Raw genomic sequence first — 23,185 nt, 5'->3', positions numbered from 1 at the left:
TTTAATCAACCAGTTTTCTAAACCGCTTTAATATCTCCTCCGCCTGTTCAGGGCGAAAATGCCCTCATGAACACGAAAACACGCCCCTCTACGCTGCACTGGCAACCCGCCTTGCAGCGGCCTGAAGAATACGTCTGCGGACTGGATGATATTCACCAGGCAATACACATCATTCTGCGCACACCGCGCGGCAGTGATCCCCACAGACCGCTGTTTGGTAGCAACTTGTGGCACTACATCGATTATCCCATCGAGCGGGCGATCCCGCATGTGGTACGGGAGTCGGTAGAGGCCATTCGCCAGTGGGAAGCGCGCTGCCGGTTGCTGAAGGTGACACCGGTAATCGACGGGGAACATCTGACGTTACGTGTGCAATGGCGCACCGCTGACGGCGTAATCAACTCAACGGAGGTGTTATGGCGATAGCCGAACCCAATTTTATTGACCGCGATCCTGCGCAAATTACCAGCGAGATGATTGCGCAGTACGAAGATGCCAGCGGCAAAAAGCTCTACCCGGCACAGGCCGAGCGGTTGCTGATTGACCTTTTTGCCTATCGTGAAAACCTTGTACGCATCGCCATTCAGGAAGCGGCGAAACAGAACCTGGTCGCGTATTCCCGCGCGCCAATGCTGGATTATTTAGGGGAACTGGTGGGCGTTCACCGCTTACCTGCGCAGCCAGCAAAAACGACGTTGCAGTTTTCGGTAGTCAATGCGTATACAAGCAACATCCTGATCCCCCAAGGAACACGAGCCAGCGCCTCTGACAGCGTGATGTTTGCTACCGATGAAGATGTTCTGATTCCGGCGGGAAGTTTGCATATCGCCGTTCCCGCCACCAGTCTGACAACAGGCGAAGCGGGCAATGGCTGGCAGCCTGCACAAATTAGCGCCCTTGTTGACAGGATTGGTTATTACGATATCAACGTAACCAACCTGACTGCTTCAACGGGCGGCTGCGGTGAAGAGAGTGATGACGCACTGCGCCAACGGATCCAACTGGCGCCGGAAAGTTTCAGTAATGCGGGTAGCTATGGTGCCTACCGCTTTCATACGCTTTCCGTAAGCCAGTCGATTATTGACGTTGCGGTCCTGGGGCCGGACGAAGGATTACCAGAAGGCTGCGTGGAGATCTACCCGCTAACGCTGAATGGTCTGCCGGGCGTGGAACTGCTCGCGCAAATTGAACTGGAGGTTAGTAAGGAGAAAAAACGTCCGCTGACCGACAAAGTAAGTGCGAAATGCGCCGTTAGGGTGCCGTATGAGATCCGTGCGCAGCTCACACTGTTTACCACTGCCGATCAGGAGACAACGCTGGCTGCGGCGCGTAAAGCGATTAGCCTCTGGACGCAACAGCGGCAGACACATCTGGGACAGGACATTGTGCCAAACCAGATAATCAAAGTATTGCAGGTCGATGGCGTCTATGACGTTGTGCTGAACATGCCCACAAAACGTATTTTGCAGGCGCATGAGTGGGCGGAATGCACCGCGATAGACGTCACGATTGCCGGAGTCAGCGATGGATAAATTGCTGCCGCCACCGCCGCTTGCCAGCGATGAGCGTTTTTCAACTCTGGCAAATATCGCCGCCGAGCGTTTTGCCCAACTCGATCTGACGGCGTTGATGGTTTATCTGGTAGACCTAGTTGATGCTTCGGCATTACCTGCCCTTGCAGAACAATTTCACGTTCAGGGGCTGGAAGGTTGGTTATTTACCACTGATGAACGGGAGAAGCGAGAGTTAATTAAGCAAGCCATTGAGCTGCATAAATATAAAGGAACGATTTGGGCGGTACGGCGGGTACTGGAAATACTTTCTCTACCAGGAACTATTTCAGAATGGTTTGAATATGAGGGAAAGGCTTATTTTTTTAAGGTTGATATAGAGCTGGTGGATAAAGGCATGGATGAAAACCTTTTCAATAATCTGGTAGAACTCATTCATGAATATAAAAATACACGTTCAAAACTGGAAGCATTAATCGTCTGGATCATTAACCAAAGTGCTATTCCTGTTATTGGCTGTGCGCTTTATGGTGGTGAACTGACGACGGTTTTACCTTTCCAGATACGGGAAGTACAGCAAAACACATCAATCTATTACGGAGCAGGGCAATGGAGCCTTGAAATTACATATATTTACCCGGAGTAATTATGGATAATGAGTTTTATACTCTACTCACTGACAGAGGGATGGCAAAAATTGCCAATGCCCTGGCGGATAAAAAACAGCTTCATCTACAAAAAATGGCTGTTGGCGACAGCGGAGGGCAATATTATGAACCCACCGTCAGCCAAACTAAATTACGCCATGAAGTATGGCGCGGTGATTTAAATACATTAACAGTTGCGCCTAATAATCCTAACTGGTTAATTGCGGAACTTGTACTGCCAGAAAATATCGGCGGCTGGTATGTACGTGAAGTCGGTGTTTTTGATACCGATGGTGAACTCATTGCTATCGGTAAATTCCCGGAGTCGTATAAACCGCTATTACCCGGCGGCAGCGGTAAGCAAGTTTGCATTCGTCTCATTATGGAAGTTTCCAATACGGCAGCGGTAACGCTCACCGTTGATCCCAGTATTGTGCTGGCAACACGGGATTATGTTGATTCGCAACTGGATGAACATGAACGTTCGACTAATCACCCTGATGCTACGTTATCGCAAAAAGGCTTTACGCAGTTAAGTAACGCCACTGACAGTGATGACGAAACCAAAGCGGCTACGCCAAAAGCGGTGAAAGCGGCAATGATTGAGGCTCGAAATCATCGTCATACCTGGAGTCAGATTACTGATATACCGGATGGTACGCTGACGCAAAAAGGGATTGTGAAGCTTAATAATGCGACCAATAGCACCAGCACGACAGAGGCGGCGACACCGAGCGCGGTGAAGGCGGCGTATGACCTGGCGAACGGTAAGGCTGCGGGTAGTCATACACACCCCTGGGGGCAGATTACGGGTATTCCGGACGGCACCCTGACACAAAAAGGGATTGTGAAGCTTAGTAATGCGACGGATAGCAACAGTACGACGGAGGCGGCTACGCCGAGTGCGGTGAAGGCGGCGTATGATAAGGCTAGTGCTGCGGAAAGCTGCCCTGTAGGGATGCCTATTCCTTGGCCGTCTGATTCTGTACCTTCTGGCTACGCCCTGATGACAGGTCAGACATTTAATAAAGCCTCATATCCCAAACTGGCAATTGCATATCCGTCTGGCGTCATCCCTGATATGCGTGGATGGATAATTAAAGGGAAAACCAGCAGTGGGCGTAATATATTATCTACTGAACTGGATGGGGTTAAATCGCACAACCATACGGGCAGTATTTCTAGTACGGATTTAGGGACAAAAGCAACATCATCTTTTGATTTTGGAAACAAAACGGTATCTGCCTCTGATCTTGGCTCTAAGACAACATCGTCGTTCAATCACGGAAGTAAATCGTCGACCAGCACAGGTGGCCATTCACATCAAATAACATGTAAAGGTGATGCTGATTACGGTGGCAATGCACTAACCGCTGATTCTATCGGTGACTCTCGTTATGATTTTGTTAATACCGATGCAGTAGGTGATCACTCTCATACTACAGCCATTGGTACCCATGCACATACTATCGCATTGGGTAGCCATACACATGAACTTTCAATTGGTACCCATTCACATTCAATTCCACTTGGGGCCCATAATCACTCTATAACCATTAATAATACCGGCAATACCGAAAACACCGTTAAAAATATCGCATTCAATTATATTGTGAGGCTAGCATGAATACTTTTACATTTTCCGATGAAGCTCAAATACTGACTGTTTATAATTTTTCACAAGACACCCAAGAATATATCGGTGAGTCTGATGCATACATTGCACCTAATACAGGTTTGCCAAATCATTGCACATTAAATTCACCACCCGAAAAGGTTTCAGGTTTTACTCCTGTTTGGGTGAATGAAAAATGGGAGCACATTGAAGATCATCGCGGGCAAACTGTTTATAACAAAGTTGATGGTAGCCAGCTTATTATTCAAGAATTGGGTCAATTACCTGAAACTGTCACCATCATTGCCCCATCAGGTTCTTTTGAACGTTGGGATGGTGAAAAATGGCAACCATCTATAACCGATGCTAAAGAGGCGAAATACTCTGCAATCAAAAATCAACGCGATACCATCACAACCAACTACATCATCATCAACGACCATCACTTCCACAGTGATACAAACAGCCGAATTCAACAGATCTCACTCACAAAAATGGGAGCGGAGAAAAAAATTCCACCAGGTTTAATGTGGAAAACTAAAAATAACGGTCTGATCGAGTTAACCAACGAAATCGCCGCCCAGTTTGAATCGGTAACAATGGATCACGATATGCGCTTATTCGCCAACGCTCAGCACCATATCGCGGCGGTGGAAGCACTGGACGATATTCAGGCGGTGCTCGACTACGATTACTCCACAGGCTGGCAACCATGAGTAAAACCACTGTCTGGCTCGCTTGTTATAAGGGCCGAACAGAGCACCGTGGTATTGCCCGACTGGCTGACTGGTTTACCCGTAAAGTGACACGTGGTAGTTATTCCCACTGTGAATTAGCCGTTAAGCATGGTGAAAAGAGTTACCTTTGTTACTCTGCATCACTACGCGATCGCGGCGTTCGGGGAAAGATAATGCCTTTACCGCCAGATAAGTGGGATATGCTGCCGCTCCAGGCCTGCCTTCAGGACGTGGAAACGTTTTTCCATAAACATGATGGCAAAAAATACGACTGGCGCGGAGCCTTAGGAATTATCACCGGCAATAAAGAACAGTGCGATCGCCTGTTTTGCAGTGAATTTTGTGCTGAATTCCTGCAATTAAAAGATAGCTGGCGATACTCACCAAATCACTTGTATGCCTTAGTAAGTAGCTGGCAATCCCATCCTTAAATCACACCGGGCACAATGCCCGGTTCCTTATATACGCTAAATAGCCTATACGGACACCTCCCCGGTGCAAGCACAGTCAGACAGAGAAAATGGCTTCTGCGCCTTACCCCGAAAGGTCTGACCGAAAATGGAGAATTATTCCGCTTGGCTATATAGAATTAGACTATAACATATTTATAAAAAATATTGTCCCAAACAAAACATTCACGCGAAGAATAAAAAGTGATTTTTAAACATAAATATATTGCGTTATAAATCACTTCAAATATAGTTTGTCCTTTTGATACCCTCATAGACGATGCGAGGAAACAGCGTGTTTACTATCTCACTCCTCTGGAAAAGTAAGGTTATCACTAATAAAAATGAGTCAGATAACACGTTGCCGCTGGCACACCATAAAGATAGAGGCTTAAGTAGGATAACATTCACATACTATGCATATACACTGATTCCTCATTTGCTTATAAAAATTCAATAACGCAAAATAACAATAGAAAGGATAATACGTCATGGTTGATAAAATAATTTTCACTGTTACGCCAATTTTTTCCATTCCTCCACGTTGCGCAGCTGCTGTAGAAACCTGGATTTATCAGGTTGCTAAGATGACAAGAATACCGAATAGAATTGTTTGTATAAAAGAAGAAGGTTATTCTGATATCACCACTGTCAGTGAACGATGCTCAATTCATCGCATCGGGTTCAGTCGAATTTATAAACGCATATTTCAGAAATTGACGCGTATAGATCCCCTGCCTTATTCTCAACGAATTTTGAATATCGCTAACGATTTCAATATTACGGATAACAGTGTAATCGTTGTACATAATAGCATGAAATTATATCGCCAGATTCGTGAGCGTTCACCTCATGCAAAAATAGTGATGCATATGCATAACGCTTATGAGCCAAAAGGAATGGATGATAATGTCAAAATGCTCGTCCCCAGTAACTATTTAAAAGACTATTATCAGGGGTTTCTTCCTGATGCAGATATCGCTATAGTCCCAAATGGAACAGATCCATATAATACGGATAAGCACCATGTAAAAATCAACAGTTCTGAACTGAACATACCCCCTGAAAAGAAGATTGTATTTTATGCGGGAAGAATATCTCCTGAAAAAGGATTGATGTTACTTTTACAGGCGTTTGAACTACTCATCAGAACCCGTGATGATATAGAACTGGTTGTTATAGGGGATTATGCGAGCAAAAGTAAGGGGGAAAAAGGAATTTACCAACAGAAAATTCGAGAATTAGCAAAACAACTAGGTTCACACTGCCATATGTTAGGAGGTGTCGCTCCTGAGGAAATGCATCGCTATTATTCTTTGGCTGATTTAGTTGTTATTCCATCTCAATTTCAGGAGCCATTTTGTATGGTGGCAATAGAAGCTATGAGCGCAGGTAAACCTGTACTGGTGAGTACTCGAGGTGGAATGATAGAATTTGTAAAAGATAAAGATACTGGCTATCACCTGCAAGAGCCGATGACACCAGAAACGATTGCTGTGGATATAGAAAAAACACTTAACAATCCTGATTTACTTAGTATTGCCCATCACGGAAAACAATTTGTCCTAGAAAATTATTTATGGTGGCAAGTTACTCACAAGTTTGAAACTGTAATTAGCAATTGGTTTGACTGTTCTAATTAGAACTTTAGTGACGAATTTTATTTTGAAAAAAATATTACTGATATGGATAAAAACAATACCGGGCTGTATGCCCGGTATATTACTGTTTATCCTAAAATCACAACCAGATCTGAAGCCACGAATTAAAAGAAACAGTCAAATGGATAATTTTTTCAAAAAAAACATCCTGACTCATTCTCCTATTCTGCTCTGGGGTAAATTCCCGTACACTGAACATTCTGGCTCACTGAGGGCACCATCATGGCACTCCCCCGTATTACACAAAAAGAGATGACCGAGCGTGAACAGCGCGAATTAAAGACGCTACTGGATCGGGCGCGTATTGCGCATGGTCGTGTGTTGACCAATGCCGAAACCAACAGCATTAAAAAAGAGTACATTGATAAGCTGATGGTTGAGCGTGAGGCTGAGGCGAAAAAAGCCCGCCAGTTGAAGAAAATGCAGGCTTACAAACCGGACCCTGAAGCGTCATTCAGTTGGTCGGCAAATACATCGACGCGCGGCAGACGCTGATTAACGCCCTTTTTTCTTCCGCCCCGGCGAGGTGAAACGCTTACCGTTTGATGCCGGGCGACTCCCTTTTTCCGCCGTTTTTTCCATCTTCACCACCGGGCGCTTGATACCCGCCGTTTTCGGTTTGGCCTTCGCTTTGGGTTTTGCCTCGGAAGAGGAATTTTCGATGAGCTTAAAAAGATCGATGAGTTCATCGTCAGTTAAATCGCGCCACTCGCCCAGTGGAATGCCGCTTAAGCTGACGTTCATGATGCGTGTGCGTTCCAACTTCTTCACTTCGTAGCCAAAGTGCTCACACATGCGACGAATCTGTCGGTTCAGCCCCTGCACCAGGGTAATGCGAAAGACAAATGGCGCTTCTTTTTTGACTTTGCATTTTTTGGTCACCGTCCCGAGGATCGGCACGCCTGCGCCCATGCCACGAATAAATTCATCGGTAATCGGTTTATCCACCGTCACCAGATACTCTTTCTCATGGTCATTACCCGCACGGAGGATCTTATTCACCAGATCGCCGTGATTGGTGAGGAAAATCAGTCCCTGAGAGTCTTTATCCAGGCGACCAATCGGGAAGACGCGTTTACTGTGATTAACGAAATCGACAATGTTATCTCGCTCGCCATCTTCGGTGGTGCTGACAATGCCAACAGGTTTATTCAGGGCGATAAGCACTAAATCTTCGGCTTCCCGTGGCTCAATCAGTTGACCGTTTACTTTTACAACGTCACCGGGTTTCACCTGATCGCCAATGGTGGCACGCTTGCCATTAAGGAACACATTGCCTTGCTCGATATAGCGATCCGCTTCGCGGCGTGAGCAAATTCCGCTTTCGCTGATGTATTTATTTAAACGGACTGATGAGTCGGGCAGCATAAATTCTCCTGTAAAACGCGGAATATACCGTACCTCCTCCTCCTGAAAAACAGGATTTATGCGGGATACGATAAGTTACGTGCCAGCATTAATAGCCGTTTAATAGAAAATCGATAGCATCACGCAGTACGATTCGCTGTTGACTAAGATCAGCTATACGTTCTCCCAACTCTTTTAGCGGTATTCCTGTCATCATATGAGTCATCACCATGTGGTCCAGGCCAGCAATTGAAACCACCGGACAAACTTTTACCGGCGGTTTACCGCCAGGTAGCTGATCAAGTCGGATCGCCGGAGCAACAATGGCATGCTTTAATACATTGGCGACAGGATGTTGGAGATTGATGAGATAAGGATAAACATGCCGCCCACTCCCCAGGTTTTCATAAGCACAATATTGCTCCATTAGAATGACCTTTGGTAATCGCTAAATGAACCGTTCTCATCCACCCACTGATTAACTGCGTCGACGGATTCTTTGTTTTCTCGCAACCAGGTTTCTCTGTGATTCTGACGTATTTTTTCCAGTAACGCTTCGGTTAATACCGCCGAGAGATTGAGTTTGAGTTTACGTGCCTCTTCCAAAATCTCTGGTGGCAGCGAAACATTGACAGATTTTTTAACCTTCGACATTGTGCGCATAATTCCCTCCATCATGATGCGCATACTCTGTCTAAAAGTAGCGTAATTAGCGAGCATTTTTCCTCCAGTTCCCTTAGAAATTTGTCGAAAAATACCTCTGTCGCGAATACCTGTCACGCCTGATCATTCAAACTTGCGAGGCGCTTTCCAGAAGCAATACACGACATCGTGAGCCATGTCAGTAAGTGGTGAAATTCGCGGTGGTAGCATGGCTCCCGTGATTTCTTACTAACCGGAGAAGTAATGGAACTGCTTTTATTGAGTAACTCGACGCTGCCGGGAAAAGCCTGGCTGGAACATGCGCTGCCGCTGATTGCTGAACAGTTGCAGGGTCGCCGTTCAGCGGTGTTTATTCCTTTCGCTGGCGTAACGCAAACCTGGGATGATTACACCACCAAAACGGCTGCGGTTCTCGCTCCGCTGGGTGTTTCTGTCACCGGTATTCATAGTGTTGCCGATCCTGTTGCCGCGATTGAAAATGCGGAAATCGTGATTGTCGGCGGTGGCAACACTTTCCAGTTACTGAAGGAATGTCGTGTGCGCGGTCTGCTGGCACCAATTGTTGACGTGGTGAAACGCGGCGCGCTGTATATTGGCTGGAGCGCAGGCGCTAACCTCGCTTGCCCAACTATCCGCACCACCAACGATATGCCGATTGTCGATCCGCAAGGTTTCGATGCGCTAAATCTGTTCCCGCTGCAAATCAACCCGCACTTCACCAACGCGCTGCCGGAAGGCCACAAAGGTGAAACACGCGAGCAGCGTATTCGCGAACTGCTGGTGGTTGCGCCAGAGTTGACGATTATTGGTCTGCCGGAAGGTAACTGGATCACGGTGAGTAAAGGTCACGCTACGCTGGGCGACCCGAATACCACCTATGTGTTTAAAGCGGGTGAGGAAGCAGTACCGCTGGAAGCCGGGCACCGTTTTTAAGTAAATTGCCGGATGCATTATCCGGCATCTTGTACACAATGCCTGATGCGACGCTTGACGCGTCTTATCAGGCCTACAGGGTTCCTGTATTAATACTCGTCCCGCCCCTCATCTTCATCTGGCTGTTCCAGCACGCTGTAAGCCACCGAACAAAACAGCGAGTTCAGACGCTGCATATCTCCCAGCAAGCCTAAATGTAACGAACTGGTTTCAATACTCTGCACGTTTTGCTGATGCAAGCGATCGACGTGAGCGTGGGAATAACGGCGATTAAGAATGCGAAAACGATGCTTACTGCGGCGTAAACGACGGGCGCTGGTGACATCGCCAGAGAAGAAAACCGACATAGCCAGCTTTAAATTGCTGAGCAATTGCTCATAGAGCGCATCCAGTTCCTTCAACCCATCAATCGAAAATGCCCGCCGCGCTGCCAGCGATTTGTCAGCAATTTCGCTGCCCATACGCTCGACAATATCGGAAGCCTGTTCCAGATTGAGCGCCATTTCTATGATTTCCGCCCAGCGACGAGACTCTTCCTCCGCCAGTTCCTCTTTTGGCATCCGTGCCAGGTAAAGTTTAATCGCGGTATACAACACGTTGATATCATCCGCCAGCTTGCGCAGCTCTTTCTCTTCACGAGGTGCGCCGTGCATCACTTTATTCAGCCCTTCCATCATCTGTTCCATTGCGTCACCGATGCGCAATGTTTCGCGCGCCGCATTGGCCAGGGCGAGCGTTGGCGTATCCAGCGCGCTAACGTCCAGATGTTTCGGTTTCAGATGGGCGTCCAGTTCGGGTTCATCGCGAATAATCGTTTTGCAAAACCGCGCCATCGGGTCAACAAATGGCAGCATTACCAGACAGCGCACAAGGTTGTAGAAGACGTGGAAATAGATAACCAGTTCCGCTTTTGGCAAAGGCAGTTTATCCATGGATTCAGCCAGAACATGGACAAACGGCAGGATAATCAGGCTTCCCACCAGCTTAAACAGCAGGCTACCCAGCGCCACGCGACGTGCAGCGGCATTGGCGGCACTGTTGTTGAGCATCGCCAGCAGGCCGGAGCCGAGGTTAGCGCCGATGACCAGGCAGAGCGCCACCGGGAAGGAGATAATGCCTGCGGCGGTCAGGGTGGCGGTCAGCAGTACGGCGGCAAGACTGGAGTAACTGATAATGGCGAACATCGCGCCAATCAGCGCATCCAGTAAAATATCGCCAGTCAGCGAGGCAAAGATCACCTGAACGCCGTTAGCCTGGGTGATCGGTGTTACTGCCTGCACAATCAACTCCAGTGCCAGCAAAATCAGCCCAAGACCGATACCGACGCGCCCCAGTTGCCCGGCGCGCGACTGTTTGCGTCCGAGGAAAAAAATCACGCCGATAAAAATAAGTAACGGTGACAGCCAGGATAAATCGAAGGTAAGAATACGCGCCATTAGCGCCGTCCCGACATCTGCCCCCAGCACAATGACCAACGCGGGTGCAAGGGCAACCAGATCCTGAGCGACAAACGACGTCACCAGCATGGTGGTGGCATTACTGCTCTGTACCAGTGCGGTAACGCCTATCCCCGCGCAAAAGGCGAGCGGCTTCTTTTCGACGCTCCGGCTGAGGACGGTACGCAGGCGCGCACCGAAGACGCGCATTACGCCGGTACGAACAATATGTGTCCCCCAGACCAGCAGGGCGACGGCAGAAAGCAGGTGAAGCAGTGTTAACACGAGTTCAGGTTCTCCTTATCGTTATATGCTCCTGAAACAGATACCGAAGGGGGCGAGCTGCGCTTTTCCGGTTCGATATAAGACCAGTATAAGTGTTTCATATTAATAAAGAGACAGGGCACTCATTGAGCGCCCTGTTTGTTGTAAGGAAAAGTGACAGATTTGTGAATCAGTCCGCGTCATACCCCAGATTCGGCGCCAGCCAGCGTTCAACATCAGCAACGCTCATGCCTTTACGGCGGGCATAGTCTTCCACCTGGTCGCGCTGAATTTGCGCCACGGCGTAATACTTGCTGTCCGGGTGGCTGAAATACCAACCCGAAACCGAAGCACCAGGCCACATCGCGAAAGATTCCGTGAGTTTCATGCCGGTGTGTTTTTCCACTTCCAGCAGCTCCCAGATGGTGGCTTTTTCCGTGTGTTCCGGGCAGGCTGGGTAGCCTGGTGCCGGGCGGATTCCCTGATAGTTTTCGCGGATCAGCTCTTCATTGCTGAGGTTCTCGTTCGGCGCATAACCCCAGTAAACTTTACGTACCCGCTCATGGAGATACTCCGCAAAGGCTTCAGCCAGACGGTCGGCAAGGGCTTTCACCATGATTTTGTTGTAATCATCGTGCTGCGCTTCAAACGCTTCTGCCAACGCGTCCTCTTCCAGCCCGCCAGTCACGGCAAATGCGCCAATGTAATCCGCTTTACCAGAAATCTTTGGTGCCACGAAATCCGCAAGGCAGTAGTTGGCGAAGCCGGTTTTTTCCGTCTGTTGGCGTAGATGGTGGCTGACGTTGATCACATGGGTGCGTGTTTCGTCGCGGTAGATTTCAATGTCGTCGCCCACACGGTTTGCCGGGAACAGACCAACCACGCCGCGTGGATTCAGCGTTTTTTCGGCGCTTAATTTATCCAGCATGTCATTGGCGTCTTTAAACAGGCGTTTCGCCTCAACGCCTACCACTTCATCTTCCAGAATGCGCGGATACTTCCCGGCCAGCGACCAGGTCATAAAGAACGGCGTCCAGTCGATGTAATTACGCAGCGTTTCGATGCTGGCTTCGACTTCCTGCACGCCGAGACGGTGTGCCACCGGCGGCGTGTAAGCCTGCCAGTCAAAAGCGAAATCGTTATCACGCGCCGCTTCCAGCGTGACTGGTGGCGTGCGCGGTTTCTTGCGCCCGTGCTGAATACGCACGGTTTCGTACTCTTTGCGGGTACGAGCGACAAAGTCATCACGCTGAGTATCGGAAAGCAGCGCCGCCACGACGCCAACGGTGCGTGAAGCGTTCTGCACATACACCGTCGGGCCGCTGTAGTTCTGCTCGATTTTCACCGCCGTGTGCGCTTTTGAGGTCGTCGCACCGCCAATCAATAGTGGAATAGTAAAGCCCTGACGCTCCATCTCTTTCGCCACGTTAACCATTTCGTCCAGCGACGGCGTGATCAGCCCCGAAAGGCCAATCAAATCGGCATTCACTTCTTTGGCAGTGCGGAGAATTTTTTCCGCAGGCACCATCACGCCGAGATCGACAATTTCGTAGTTATTACATTGCAGCACCACGCCAACGATATTTTTACCGATATCGTGGACGTCGCCCTTCACGGTGGCGATCACCATCTTGCCGTTGGTTTTGCCCTGCTCTTTGCTGGCTTCGATAAACGGTTCGAGATACGCCACCGCTTGCTTCATTACGCGCGCCGATTTGACCACCTGCGGCAGGAACATTTTTCCTTCGCCGAACAGATCGCCGACCACGTTCATGCCGTCCATCAACGGGCCCTCAATCACTTCAATCGGGCGCGTAGCCTGCTGGCGGGCTTCTTCGGTATCCTGCTCGATAAACTCGGTAATGCCTTTTACCAGCGAGTATTCCAGACGTTTATTCACTTCCCACGAGCGCCACTCCGCCTGCTGGGCGTTAGCGGTGTCGTCGGTTTTGCTGCCGCGATATTTCTCGGCAAGCTCCAGTAAACGCTCAGTGCCATCGTCGCGTCGGTTGAGGATCACATCCTCCACCGCGTCGCGCAGCTCGGCGGGTAGATCGTCGTAAATTGCCAGTTGCCCGGCGTTGACGATCCCCATATCCATACCGTTACGGATGGCGTAGTAGAGAAACACTGCGTGAATAGCTTCGCGTACCGGATCGTTACCACGGAACGAGAAGGAAACGTTGGAAACGCCGCCGGAAATCAGCGCGTGCGGCAGTTCGCGTTTGATGTCTTCACACGCGCCGATAAAATCCTGCGCGTAGTTGTTATGCTCTTCAATGCCAGTTGCGACCGCGAAGATGTTCGGGTCAAAGATGATATCTTCCGGCGGAAAGCCAACCTCTTCGGTGAGGATTTTGTACGCCCGACGGCAAATCTCTATTTTCCGCGCGCGGGTATCGGCCTGTCCCTGTTCGTCAAAGGCCATCACCACCACTGCTGCACCGTAACGACGCAACAGTTTCGCGTGATGGATAAAGGCATCAACGCCCTCTTTCATTGAGATGGAGTTAACAATGCCTTTGCCCTGAATACACTTCAGACCTTTTTCAATGACCTCCCATTTTGAGGAGTCGATCATAATCGGCACGCGGGCAATATCTGGTTCACCCGCAATCAGGCTGAGGAAACGCACCATCGCCGCTTCGGCGTCGAGCATCCCTTCATCCATATTGATATCGATAATCTGTGCGCCGTTTTCCACCTGCTGACGCGCCACGTCCAGCGCCTCGCTGTATTTCTCTTCTTTGATCAGGCGTTTGAACTTAGCGGAACCGGTGACGTTGGTGCGTTCACCCACGTTCACAAACAGGCTATCGTCGCCAATGTTCAGCGGCTCCAGGCCTGATAAACGGCAGGCTACGGGGATCTCCGGCAATTTGCGCGGCGCTAATCCTTCTACTGCACGGCTCATCGCCGCAATATGTTGAGGAGTAGTGCCGCAGCAACCGCCGACGATATTCAGGAAGCCCGCTTCCGCCCATTCGCGAATCTGCTTTGCCATCGTGTCAGCGTCGAGATCGTATTCACCAAAGGCGTTAGGCAGCCCGGCGTTCGGGTGCGCAGTGACGTAACATTCTGCTATACGCGACAGCTCCTGAACGTACTGGCGCAGTTCGTCTGGCCCCAGTGCACAGTTGAGGCCGAAAGTCAGGGCTTCGGCATGGCGCAGAGAGTTGTAAAACGCTTCAGTGGTTTGCCCGGAGAGCGTGCGCCCGGAGGCGTCGGTAATGGTGCCGGAGATCATAATCGGCAGTTCAACGCCCAGGGCTTCAAACTCCGTTTTCACCGCAAATACCGCCGCTTTGGCGTTGAGGGTGTCGAAGACGGTTTCAATCAGAATCAGGTCTACACCGCCTTCCACCAGTGCTTTGGTGGATTCGCGATAGGCTGCCACCAGCTGATCAAAGGTGATGTTACGGAATGCCGGATCGTTTACGTCCGGAGAAATAGATGCTGTGCGGTTGGTTGGGCCGAGAACGCCGGCAACATAGCGCGGTTTATCCGGCGTGCGGGCGCTCCACTCGTCGGCACAGGCACGCGCCAGTTTCGCCGCAGCAAAGTTGATCTCTGCCGACAGGGATTCCATCTGGTAATCCGCCATCGCAATGGTCGTGGAGTTGAAGGTGTTGGTTTCGATGATATCCGCGCCTGCTTCAAAGTAAGCGTTGTGGATAGCGGCGATCACGTCCGGTTTACTGAGCACCAGCAGGTCGTTGTTGCCTTTGAGATCGCATGGCCAGTCGGCAAAGCGTTCACCACGAAAATCGGCTTCGTTCAGTCGATAGCTCTGGATCATGGTGCCCATACCGCCGTCCAGCACCAGAATACGTTCATTTAACTGCGCACGCAGTTGTTCCACTTTGCTGCTCACACTTGCTCCCGACACGCTCAACCCAGATTTAATAAAAATTCAACAAACCATACTGGCATAAACGCATCTGCGGTAAAAGCGACCACCACACAACATGAGATTTGTTCAACATTAACTCATCGGATCAGTTCAGTAACTATTGCATTAGCTAACAATAAAAATGAAAATGATTTCCACGATACAGAAAAAGGAGGCTGTCATGGTCGCACCCATTCCCGCAAAACGCGGCAGAAAACCCGCCGTTGCCACCACACCTGCGACTGGACAGGTTCAGTCTTTAACGCGTGGGCTGAAATTACTGGAGTGGATTGCCGAATCCAATGGCAGCGTGGCGTTAACCGAACTGGCGCAACAAGCCGGATTACCCAACTCTACTACCCATCGATTGCTCACAACCATGCAGCAACAAGGCTTTGTCCGTCAGGTTGGCGAACTGGGTCACTGGGCGATAGGCGCACATGCTTTTATGGTCGGCAGCAGCTTTCTCCAGAGCCGTAATTTGTTAGCTATTGTCCATCCTATTCTGCGTAATCTGATGGAAGAGTCTGGCGAAACGGTCAATATGGCGGTGCTCGATCAAAGCGATCACGAAGCGATTATTATCGACCAGGTACAGTGTACGCATCTGATGCGTATGTCCGCCCCTATCGGCGGTAAATTACCGATGCACGCTTCCGGTGCCGGTAAAGCCTTTTTAGCCCAACTGAGCGAAGACCAGGTGACGAAGCTGCTGCATCGCAAAGGTTTACATGCCTATACCCACGCAACGCTGGTTTCTCCTGTGCATTTAAAAGAAGATCTCGCGCAAACGCGCAAACGAGGTTATTCGTTTGATGATGAGGAACATGCGCTGGGACTGCGTTGTCTCGCGGCGTGTATTTTCGATGAGCACCGCGAACCGTTTGCCGCAATTTCGATTTCCGGGCCGATTTCACGTATTACCGATGACCGCGTAACCGAGTTCGGCGCGATGGTGATTAAAGCGGCGAAGGAAGTGACGCTGGCATATGGTGGAATGCGGTAACTTTTCGCCTCCGATTTATACAAACCGCACGCTAAACCGCTGCCTGCGCCGATAAGCATAGACATCTTCTACATGCCCCTCACGGATACGTTTTTGTAAGGCGCGCCAATAATCGGCGCGGAACAAGTCAGCGTGCATATCTTCAAACAGCGAGCCAATGCGCGGATCGGCACATAACCAGTGACGGAACTCTTCCGGGAAAACATCGCCTGGCGAGACGCTGTACCACGGTTCGCTGGCGAGTTCGTCTTCCGGGTAGCGCGGCGGCGGGATGTCACGGAAATTAACTTCCGTCATGTAGCAAATTTCGTCGTAATCATAAAACACCACGCGACCGTGACGAGTGACGCCAAAGTTTTTAAATAGCATGTCGCCTGGGAAGATATTGGCGGCGGCAAGCTGGCGAATGGCGTTGCCATACTCTTCAATAGCGTCGCGCAGTTGCTGCCCTTCAACTTGCTCAAGCCAGATATTGAGCGGCACCATCCGCCGTTCGATATAGAGATGGCGAATCACAATTTGTTCTCCAAGATCGGTGATTTTTTCCGGCGCTTCCTGGAGCAGTAATTCCATTAATGCCGGGGAAATATGCCGCTTCTCTAGTACAAAGTTTTCAAATTCCTGGGTATCCGCCATTCGGCCAACACGATCGTGTTCCTTAACCAGTTGATAGCAGGCGCGGACGTGAGCAGCAGACATCTCTTTCTGCGGCGCGAACTTGTCTTTGATGACTTTGAATACCCGGTCAAAGCCCGGCAGCGTAAACACCAACATCACCATTCCGCGAATACCCGGCGCTTCAATGAACTGCTCATTACAGCCCTGTAGATAAACGAGATATTCGCGGTAGCTTTCGGTTTTAGCGTGCTTTTGGCAGCCAATGGCCATATACAATTCTGCGGTCGTTTTGCCCGGTAGAATTTCCCGTAACCACTCGACCAGCGCAGCGGGCAGCGGCGCGTAAACCATAAAATAAGAACGCGCGAAGCCAAAGACGATGCTCGCTTCGGCGGTCGTCGTCAGGCAGGTATCAATAAACAACTCGCCGTCGTCCGTCTGGTGGATCGGCAGCAAAAATGGCAACGTGCCGGAAGGCGTGATCAGTTTGCCCACCAGCCAGGCGGCTTTATTGCGATAAAACAGTTCGTTCGCCACCTGTAGATGGCTTTCGGCGAGGTTGTCTGTCCCCAGCGTTTCCGTCAGATGGCGAATGATGTAATGAATGTCACGGCTTTTATTTTGCCAGCGCAGACGCAACGGCAGGTCGCTGATAACGCGCATCAGCAAAGATTCCCAGCCGTGATCGGGGTAGAAATCTTTCGCCAGTGGGCGTGGAATGGTACGAAAGCGGCGCTCTGGCTGGGAGCTAAAGATAAAAAGCCGCTCGGGAGTAAGCGAGCGGTGGTCAAATAACCGACAGTACACGGAGTTAAAAAAGCTCTCCGCAATCTCGAAGCGCGGGTAATCCGGCAACAGCCGGGTGTAATGCTCTTTGACGTGTAGTAAAAATGCCGCGTCCGTGCTTTGCCCGTTGGTGATACAGCGCAATTGCTCCACCACCAGACCAACGTGATGATCATAAAGATGGATACGGTTTTTCATCGCCTGCTGGACAGCGTGCCAGTCGGCTTGTTCGAAACGCTGCTGCGCCCCGGAAGTCACTTCGAGGAATCGACCATACTGGGCGTCAAAACCTTGCAAAATCGTTTGTGCAATCAGTAATTCCAGGCCACGCGGCATTTGTCGCCCTCATCAGGGAGCAGAGAATTGCCGGAAAAGACGCGCAAGCGTCACATCAGGCATCATGCGCCGATTGCCGGATGCGGCGTGAACGCCTTATCCGGCCTACAGTCAGCAACATTTGTAGGCCTGATAAGACGCGCAAGCGTCGCATCAGGCGTTGATTGCCGGATGCGGCGTGAACGCCTTATCCGGCCTACGCGTCTGCAACATTTGTAGGCATGATAAGACGCGTCAGCGTCGCATCAGGCGCTGATTGCCGGATGCGGCGTAAACGCCTTATCCGGCCTACGCGTCTGCAACATTTGTAGGCATGATAAGACGCGCAAGCGTCGCATCAGGCGCTGATTGCCGGATGCGGCGTAAACGCCTTATCCGGCCTACAGTCAGCAACGTTTGTAGGTTGCTTAGAACTGCGATTCTTCGGTGGAGCCGGTCAGCGCGGTAACTGACGACGTGCCGCCCTGAATAATGGTCGTCACTTTATCGAAGTAACCCGTACCCACTTCTTGCTGGTGAGAAACGAAGGTATAGCCATCTTTCGCGGCAGCAAATTCCGGCTGCTGCACTTTCTCAACATAGTGCTTCATACCTTCACCCTGCGCATAGGTGTTTGCCAGGTCGAACATGTTGAACCACATGCTGTGGATACCGGCCAGGGTGATGAACTGGAATTTGTAGCCCATATCCGACAACTGCTGCTGGAAGCTGGCAATAGTTTTGTCGTCGAGGTTTTTCTGCCAGTTGAACGACGGCGAACAGTTATAAGCCAGCAGCTTGCCCGGATATTTCGCGTGGATAGCTTCCGCAAAGCGACGCGCCAGTTCCAGGTCTGGCGTGGAAGTTTCACACCAAACCAGGTCGGCATACGGCGCATACGCCAGACCACGGCTGATCGCTTGCTCAATGCCAGCATGAGTACGGAAGAAGCCTTCACTGGTACGCTCGCCGGTAATAAATTCGCTGTCATACGGGTCGCAATCGGAGGTGATCAGATCCGCCGCATCGGCATCGGTACGAGCAACCAGCAGGGTTGGTACTCCCGTAACATCGGCAGCCAGGCGCGCAGCGACCAGTTTCTGGATCGCTTCCTGAGTCGGCACCAGCACTTTGCCGCCCATATGACCACATTTTTTCACTGAAGCGAGCTGATCTTCGAAGTGAACTGCCGCTGCACCGGCTTCAATCATCGCTTTCATCAGTTCAAAGGCATTAAGTACACCGCCAAAACCGGCTTCCGCATCGGCAACGATCGGCAGGAAGTAATCGACATAGCGCGGATCGCCCGGCTCAATGCCAGCAGACCACTGGATCTGATCCGCACGACGGAAGGTGTTGTTGATCCGCTCCACCACTGCAGGCACCGAGTTTGCCGGGTAGAGCGACTGGTCCGGATACATGCTGGCCGCCAGGTTAGCGTCCGCCGCTACCTGCCAGCCAGACAGGTAAACCGCTTCGATACCCGCTTTCGCCTGTTGCAGCGCCTGACCGCCAGTCAGTGCACCGAGGCTGTTGATGTAGCCTTTTTTCGACTCGCCGTGCAGCAGACGCCACATTTTCGCCGCACCCAGTTGCGCCAGCGTACATTCCGGATTGACCGAACCGCGTAATTTCACCACATCTTCCGCGCTGTACGGACGGGTAATGCCTTCCCAACGCGGTTGAGTCCACTCTTTCTGTAATTCTTCAATTTGTTGTGTACGGGTTTTCATGTGCAGATGCTCCATAGTTATGTGGTGGTTTACGCTAACAGGCGGTAGCCTGGCAGGGTCAGGAAATCAATTAACTCATCAGAAGTGGTGATCTGTTCCATCAGGCGTGCGGCGTCGTCAAAACGCCCCTGGGAGAAACGCTCTTCGCCCAGTTCGCTGGCAATGACCTTCATCTCTTCCCCCAGCATCTGGCGGAACAGGGCTTTGGTCACCGGTTTGCCATTACTCAAGGTTTTTTGATGATGGATCCACTGCCAGATGGAAGTACGGGAGATTTCAGCCGTCGCCGCATCTTCCATCAGGCCATAAATCGGCACACAACCGTTGCCGGAGATCCATGCCTCGATGTACTGGACGGCTACGCGAATATTGGCGCGCATACCTTCTTCGGTGCGTTCACCGTCACAAGGTGCCAGCAGTTGATCGGCGGTAATCGGCGCGTCTTGTTCGCGCATCACCTCAAGCTGATTTTTGCGGGAGCCGAGGATGTCGTTGAAAACCTCCATTGCGGTATCAGCAAGGCCTGGATGGGCGATCCATGTGCCATCGTGACCGTTATTCGCTTCCAGCGATTTATCCGCTTTCACTTTGTTGAGCACCTGGTTATTGCGCTCTTCATCTTTGCTCGGAATAAACGCCGCCATGCCGCCCATCGCAAATGCGCCGCGTTTATGGCAGGTTTTGATTAACAGGCGTGAGTAGGCATTAAGGAACGGTTTATCCATCGTCACAGCCTGTCTGTCTGGCAGGACACGATCGGAATAGTTTTTCAACGTTTTGATATAGCTGAAGATGTAATCCCAGCGACCGCAATTCAGACCAACAATATGGTCGCGCAACGCATAGAGAATTTCATCCATCTGGAACACGGCAGGCAGCGTTTCGATCAGCAACGTCGCCTTGATAGTGCCGCGCGGCAGATTAAAGCGATCTTCGGCATAGCTAAAGACTTCGCTCCACCAGGCCGCTTCCTGCCAGGACTGGGTTTTCGGCAGATAGAAATAGGGACCGCTGCCTTTTGCTAATAGCGCCTGGTAGTTGTGGAAGAAATAGAGGGCAAAATCAAACAGGCTGCCTGGGATCGCTTCGCCGCGCCAGGTGACATGTTTTTCCGGCAAGTGCAGACCGCGTACCCGACAAATTAAAACAGCCGGATTGGGTTTGAGTTGATAAATTTTGCCGGATTCGTTGGTGTAACTGATGGTGCCGTTAACCGCATCACGCAGGTTAATTTGCCCGTCGATCACTTTGTTCCAGTCTGGTGCCAGTGAATCTTCGAAATCGGCCATAAAGACTTTCACATTGGCGTTGAGCGCGTTGATCACCATCTTGCGCTCTACCGGGCCAGTTATCTCTACCCGACGATCTTCTAAGTCCGCAGGAATCCCGCGAATTTTCCAGCCAGCATCACGAATGGAAGCTGTTTCCGAAATAAAATCAGGCAACGTTCCGTTATCAATATCTTGCTGCTGCTGAATGCGCGCTGCCAGAAGTTTATTGCGTTGTGGCGTAAAATGCGTCACCAGCTCAGTCAGAAATTCTACCGCTTCGGCAGTAAGAATTTGCTTCTCCTGCTCGCCATACGGCCTTGTGAAAGCCAGTTCATCGGTTGTTGTTGCCTGTTCAGTCATCGTGCAGCTCCTCGTCATGGATCCGAAAACTTCCCCACTGTGAACGAAGGATCGTTGTGCGCTTTTCGTTCAGCACAACTAAGACTACTCATTTAAAATGCAAAATCAAAAACAATTTCCATTTTTAATTTAAATTGTATTTAACTTACTGATAACAATAAGAATAAAATTTATTCACCTGTTGCGGTGTGTTTCGGAAATAAAAAAGGCACCCGAAGGTGCCTGAGGTAAGGTGCTGAATCGCTTAACGATCGAGCTCAGCAGAAGATTAATCCAGCGTAGGATTCATATGGCGTAGATCGTATGGCGTGATCTGGTAAACGTAATAGTTGAGCCAGTTGGTAAACAGCAAATTGCCGTGGCTACGCCAGCTCGCTCGCGGTTTGTTTTGCGGGTCGTTGTGCGGGAAATAGTTATACGGAACATCCGGATTTAGCCCGGCTTCCACATCGCGGAAATATTCCTGTGCCAGCGTTTGCGCATCGTATTCCGGATGCCCCGTTACAAAGGCAATGCGCTTATCTTTGCTGGCAAACAGATATGCGTCCCCTTCTTCTGTCTCCGCCAGAATTTCCAGATCGGTGTAATCACGAATCAACGCTGCCGGAAAGTCTGCATAACGCGAATGTGGCGCCAGAAATGAATCATCAAAGCCACGCGTCAGAAGCGCATGGGGATGGAGAATATGATGCTCGTAAACGCCAGAGAGTTTGTCGGTGCGGGTTTGCTTAGGAATGCCGTAGAGGATATTGAGCGCGGCCTGTACCGCCCAGCAGACGAACAGCGTCGAGGTGACGTGATCTTTCGACCACTCCAGCACCTGTTTGATCTGCGGCCAGTAAGCGACGTCATTAAACTCCACCAGACCCAGTGGCGCGCCAGTTACAATCAGACCATCAAAGTTCTGTTCCTGAATATCTTCAAAGTTGCAGTAAAAATTATTCAGATGCTCTGCGGGCGTGTTGCGCGATTCACGGGAATCGATGCGCAACAGCTGAATATCGACCTGCAAAGGTGAGTTTGAAAGCAGGCGTAAAAACTGATTTTCAGTTTCGATCTTCTTCGGCATCAGGTTAAGGATAAGCACCTTTAGCGGACGAATTTCCTGACCAGACGCGCGAGAAGTTGTCATCACAAAGACATTTTCTTCACGCAAGAAATTGACGGCGGGCAGCTCGTCCGGCACACGAATCGGCATAACCTGATTACCTCTTTACATACGCTTATACGTTTAGACATCCAGATAGCTAAAGATAACCAGAAAATTTGCCAATGTCGAGCCTGCATGTCGAAGGTGAGAAAGTTTCAAGGAAAAGATTGCGTTAGGATATAAGCACCAATAAAAGGAGAGAAAATGGTTATTAGTATTCGCCGCTCACGGCATGAGGAAGGGGAAGAGCTGGTTGCAATTTGGTGTCGTTCTGTCGATGCCACCCATGATTTTTTATCAGCAGAGTATCGGGCTGAACTGGAAGAGCTGGTACGTTCGTTTCTGCCGGAAGCGCCATTGTGGGTCGCGGTTAATGAGCGGGATCGGCCGGTTGGGTTTATGTTGCTAAGCGGACAGCATATGGATGCGCTGTTTATCGATCCTGATGTGCGTGGCGCTGGCGTGGGTCGAATGCTGGTGAAACATGCGCTCTCAAGGGCACCAGAACTGACAACCAACGTTAATGAGCAAAATACGCAGGCGGTTGGGTTCTATAAGAAGATGGGGTTTAAGGTTACAGGACGTTCGGAAGTCGACGATCTGGGGAAACCGTATCCGTTGCTGAATCTGGCGTATGTGGGGGAATAATGCACTGTTGCCCCCTACCGTAACCCTGAGTAGGACGGATCAGACGCACCAGCGTCGCATCCGGCATTTTTCTGCACCAGCGCAAAAAGGCCATCCTTACGGATGGCCTTTCGCTTTATCTGATGCCTGGCAGTTCCCTACTC

The 23,185-nt window shown here is 50.3% G+C and carries 20 protein-coding genes; 11 read left to right on the top strand and 9 right to left on the bottom strand.

Features of this window, described 5'->3' with window-relative positions; all coding sequences use genetic code 11:
- The first annotated feature begins 66 nt into the window (after positions 1-66).
- From A7098_RS09620 to A7098_RS09585, 8 genes are all read left to right on the top strand, one after another.
- Positions 67-426 carry a GPW/gp25 family protein gene (locus tag A7098_RS09620; RefSeq protein ID WP_105280724.1) on the top strand — a complete coding sequence of 120 codons (360 nt, stop codon included), beginning with the start codon at positions 67-69 and terminating at the stop codon, positions 424-426.
- Positions 417-1,532: a baseplate J/gp47 family protein gene (locus A7098_RS09615; RefSeq protein ID WP_105280723.1), complete on the top strand. Its 1,116-nt coding sequence runs from the start codon at positions 417-419 to the stop codon at positions 1,530-1,532. The genes A7098_RS09620 and A7098_RS09615 overlap by 10 nt, the downstream gene beginning before the upstream one ends.
- Positions 1,525-2,157 carry a phage tail protein I gene (locus A7098_RS09610; protein WP_105280722.1) on the top strand — a complete coding sequence of 211 codons (633 nt, stop codon included), beginning with the start codon at positions 1,525-1,527 and terminating at the stop codon, positions 2,155-2,157. The genes A7098_RS09615 and A7098_RS09610 overlap by 8 nt, the downstream gene beginning before the upstream one ends.
- 2 nt (positions 2,158-2,159) lie before the next feature.
- Positions 2,160-3,785 (top strand): phage tail protein, encoded by a 1,626-nt coding sequence (locus tag A7098_RS09605; RefSeq protein ID WP_105280721.1) that lies wholly within the window; start codon positions 2,160-2,162, stop codon positions 3,783-3,785.
- Positions 3,782-4,489 carry a DUF4376 domain-containing protein gene (locus tag A7098_RS09600; RefSeq protein ID WP_105280720.1) on the top strand — a complete coding sequence of 236 codons (708 nt, stop codon included), beginning with the start codon at positions 3,782-3,784 and terminating at the stop codon, positions 4,487-4,489. Before A7098_RS09605 ends, A7098_RS09600 begins: the two co-directional genes overlap by 4 nt.
- Positions 4,486-4,941 (top strand): hypothetical protein, encoded by a 456-nt coding sequence (locus A7098_RS09595; protein WP_105280719.1) that lies wholly within the window; start codon positions 4,486-4,488, stop codon positions 4,939-4,941. Before A7098_RS09600 ends, A7098_RS09595 begins: the two co-directional genes overlap by 4 nt.
- Positions 4,942-5,450: 509 nt before the next feature.
- A complete protein-coding gene (locus tag A7098_RS09590) occupies positions 5,451-6,602 on the top strand; it encodes a lipopolysaccharide N-acetylglucosaminyltransferase (RefSeq protein WP_105280718.1) in 1,152 nt (383 codons plus the stop codon).
- Between the two features lie 240 nt (positions 6,603-6,842).
- Positions 6,843-7,115, top strand: a complete 273-nt coding sequence (locus A7098_RS09585) for a DUF3811 domain-containing protein (RefSeq protein ID WP_105280717.1) — start codon at positions 6,843-6,845, stop codon at positions 7,113-7,115.
- Here the strand turns inward: A7098_RS09585 and rluF are convergent, their stop codons facing one another.
- From rluF to A7098_RS09570, 3 genes are all read right to left on the bottom strand, one after another.
- Positions 7,116-7,988 carry a 23S rRNA pseudouridine(2604) synthase RluF gene (gene rluF, locus A7098_RS09580; protein ID WP_000936363.1) on the bottom strand — a complete coding sequence of 291 codons (873 nt, stop codon included), beginning with the start codon at positions 7,986-7,988 and terminating at the stop codon, positions 7,116-7,118.
- Between the two features lie 88 nt (positions 7,989-8,076).
- On the bottom strand, positions 8,077-8,394 hold the full coding sequence (locus A7098_RS09575) for a CcdB family protein (protein ID WP_000438801.1): 318 nt from the start codon (positions 8,392-8,394) through the stop codon (positions 8,077-8,079).
- Entirely contained in the window at positions 8,394-8,687 is a 294-nt protein-coding gene (locus A7098_RS09570) for a type II toxin-antitoxin system CcdA family antitoxin (protein ID WP_032226504.1), read from the bottom strand. Before A7098_RS09570 ends, A7098_RS09575 begins: the two co-directional genes overlap by 1 nt.
- A 186-nt stretch (positions 8,688-8,873) precedes the next feature.
- Here A7098_RS09570 and pepE point away from each other — a divergent pair, with 186 nt between their 5' ends.
- Complete coding sequence (gene pepE, locus A7098_RS09565; RefSeq protein WP_105280716.1) at positions 8,874-9,563, top strand: dipeptidase PepE; 690 nt, start codon at positions 8,874-8,876, stop codon at positions 9,561-9,563.
- 89 nt (positions 9,564-9,652) lie between these two features.
- On the opposite strand, the gene A7098_RS09560 is transcribed toward pepE, so the two are convergent.
- Both A7098_RS09560 and metH read right to left on the bottom strand, forming a co-directional pair.
- Positions 9,653-11,284, bottom strand: coding sequence for a Na/Pi cotransporter family protein (locus A7098_RS09560; protein WP_000956836.1), 1,632 nt, complete (start codon positions 11,282-11,284; stop codon positions 9,653-9,655).
- 169 nt (positions 11,285-11,453) lie between these two features.
- On the bottom strand, positions 11,454-15,137 hold the full coding sequence (gene metH / locus A7098_RS09555; protein WP_105280715.1) for a methionine synthase: 3,684 nt from the start codon (positions 15,135-15,137) through the stop codon (positions 11,454-11,456).
- 199 nt (positions 15,138-15,336) lie between these two features.
- Here metH and iclR point away from each other — a divergent pair, with 199 nt between their 5' ends.
- Entirely contained in the window at positions 15,337-16,161 is an 825-nt protein-coding gene (gene iclR / locus A7098_RS09550) for a glyoxylate bypass operon transcriptional repressor IclR (protein ID WP_000226416.1), read from the top strand.
- Between the two features lie 15 nt (positions 16,162-16,176).
- Here the strand turns inward: iclR and aceK are convergent, their stop codons facing one another.
- The 4 genes from aceK to metA all read right to left on the bottom strand — a co-directional run bounded on the left by aceK (position 16,177) and on the right by metA (position 22,442).
- Entirely contained in the window at positions 16,177-17,901 is a 1,725-nt protein-coding gene (aceK, locus tag A7098_RS09545; protein WP_001137207.1) for a bifunctional isocitrate dehydrogenase kinase/phosphatase, read from the bottom strand.
- Positions 17,902-18,308: 407 nt separating this feature from the next.
- Positions 18,309-19,613: an isocitrate lyase gene (gene aceA / locus A7098_RS09540; RefSeq protein ID WP_105280714.1), complete on the bottom strand. Its 1,305-nt coding sequence runs from the start codon at positions 19,611-19,613 to the stop codon at positions 18,309-18,311.
- 29 nt (positions 19,614-19,642) lie between these two features.
- Positions 19,643-21,244 carry a malate synthase A gene (gene aceB / locus A7098_RS09535; protein ID WP_105280713.1) on the bottom strand — a complete coding sequence of 534 codons (1,602 nt, stop codon included), beginning with the start codon at positions 21,242-21,244 and terminating at the stop codon, positions 19,643-19,645.
- Positions 21,245-21,512: 268 nt separating this feature from the next.
- Entirely contained in the window at positions 21,513-22,442 is a 930-nt protein-coding gene (metA, locus tag A7098_RS09530; RefSeq protein ID WP_001122790.1) for a homoserine O-succinyltransferase, read from the bottom strand.
- A 156-nt stretch (positions 22,443-22,598) separates the two neighbouring features.
- On the opposite strand from metA, the gene A7098_RS09525 reads away from it, so the two are divergent.
- Positions 22,599-23,042: an acetyltransferase gene (locus A7098_RS09525; RefSeq protein ID WP_000236982.1), complete on the top strand. Its 444-nt coding sequence runs from the start codon at positions 22,599-22,601 to the stop codon at positions 23,040-23,042.
- Positions 23,043-23,185: the final 143 nt, after the last annotated feature.

Origin of the sequence: Escherichia sp. MOD1-EC7011, from assembly GCF_002965005.1 — a bacterium.
In the GTDB taxonomy this organism is placed as follows: Bacteria; Pseudomonadota; Gammaproteobacteria; order Enterobacterales; family Enterobacteriaceae; genus Escherichia; species Escherichia ruysiae.
Note: the sequence above shows the minus strand (reverse complement) of the source record. Positions and strands in the feature narration are given on the sequence as shown.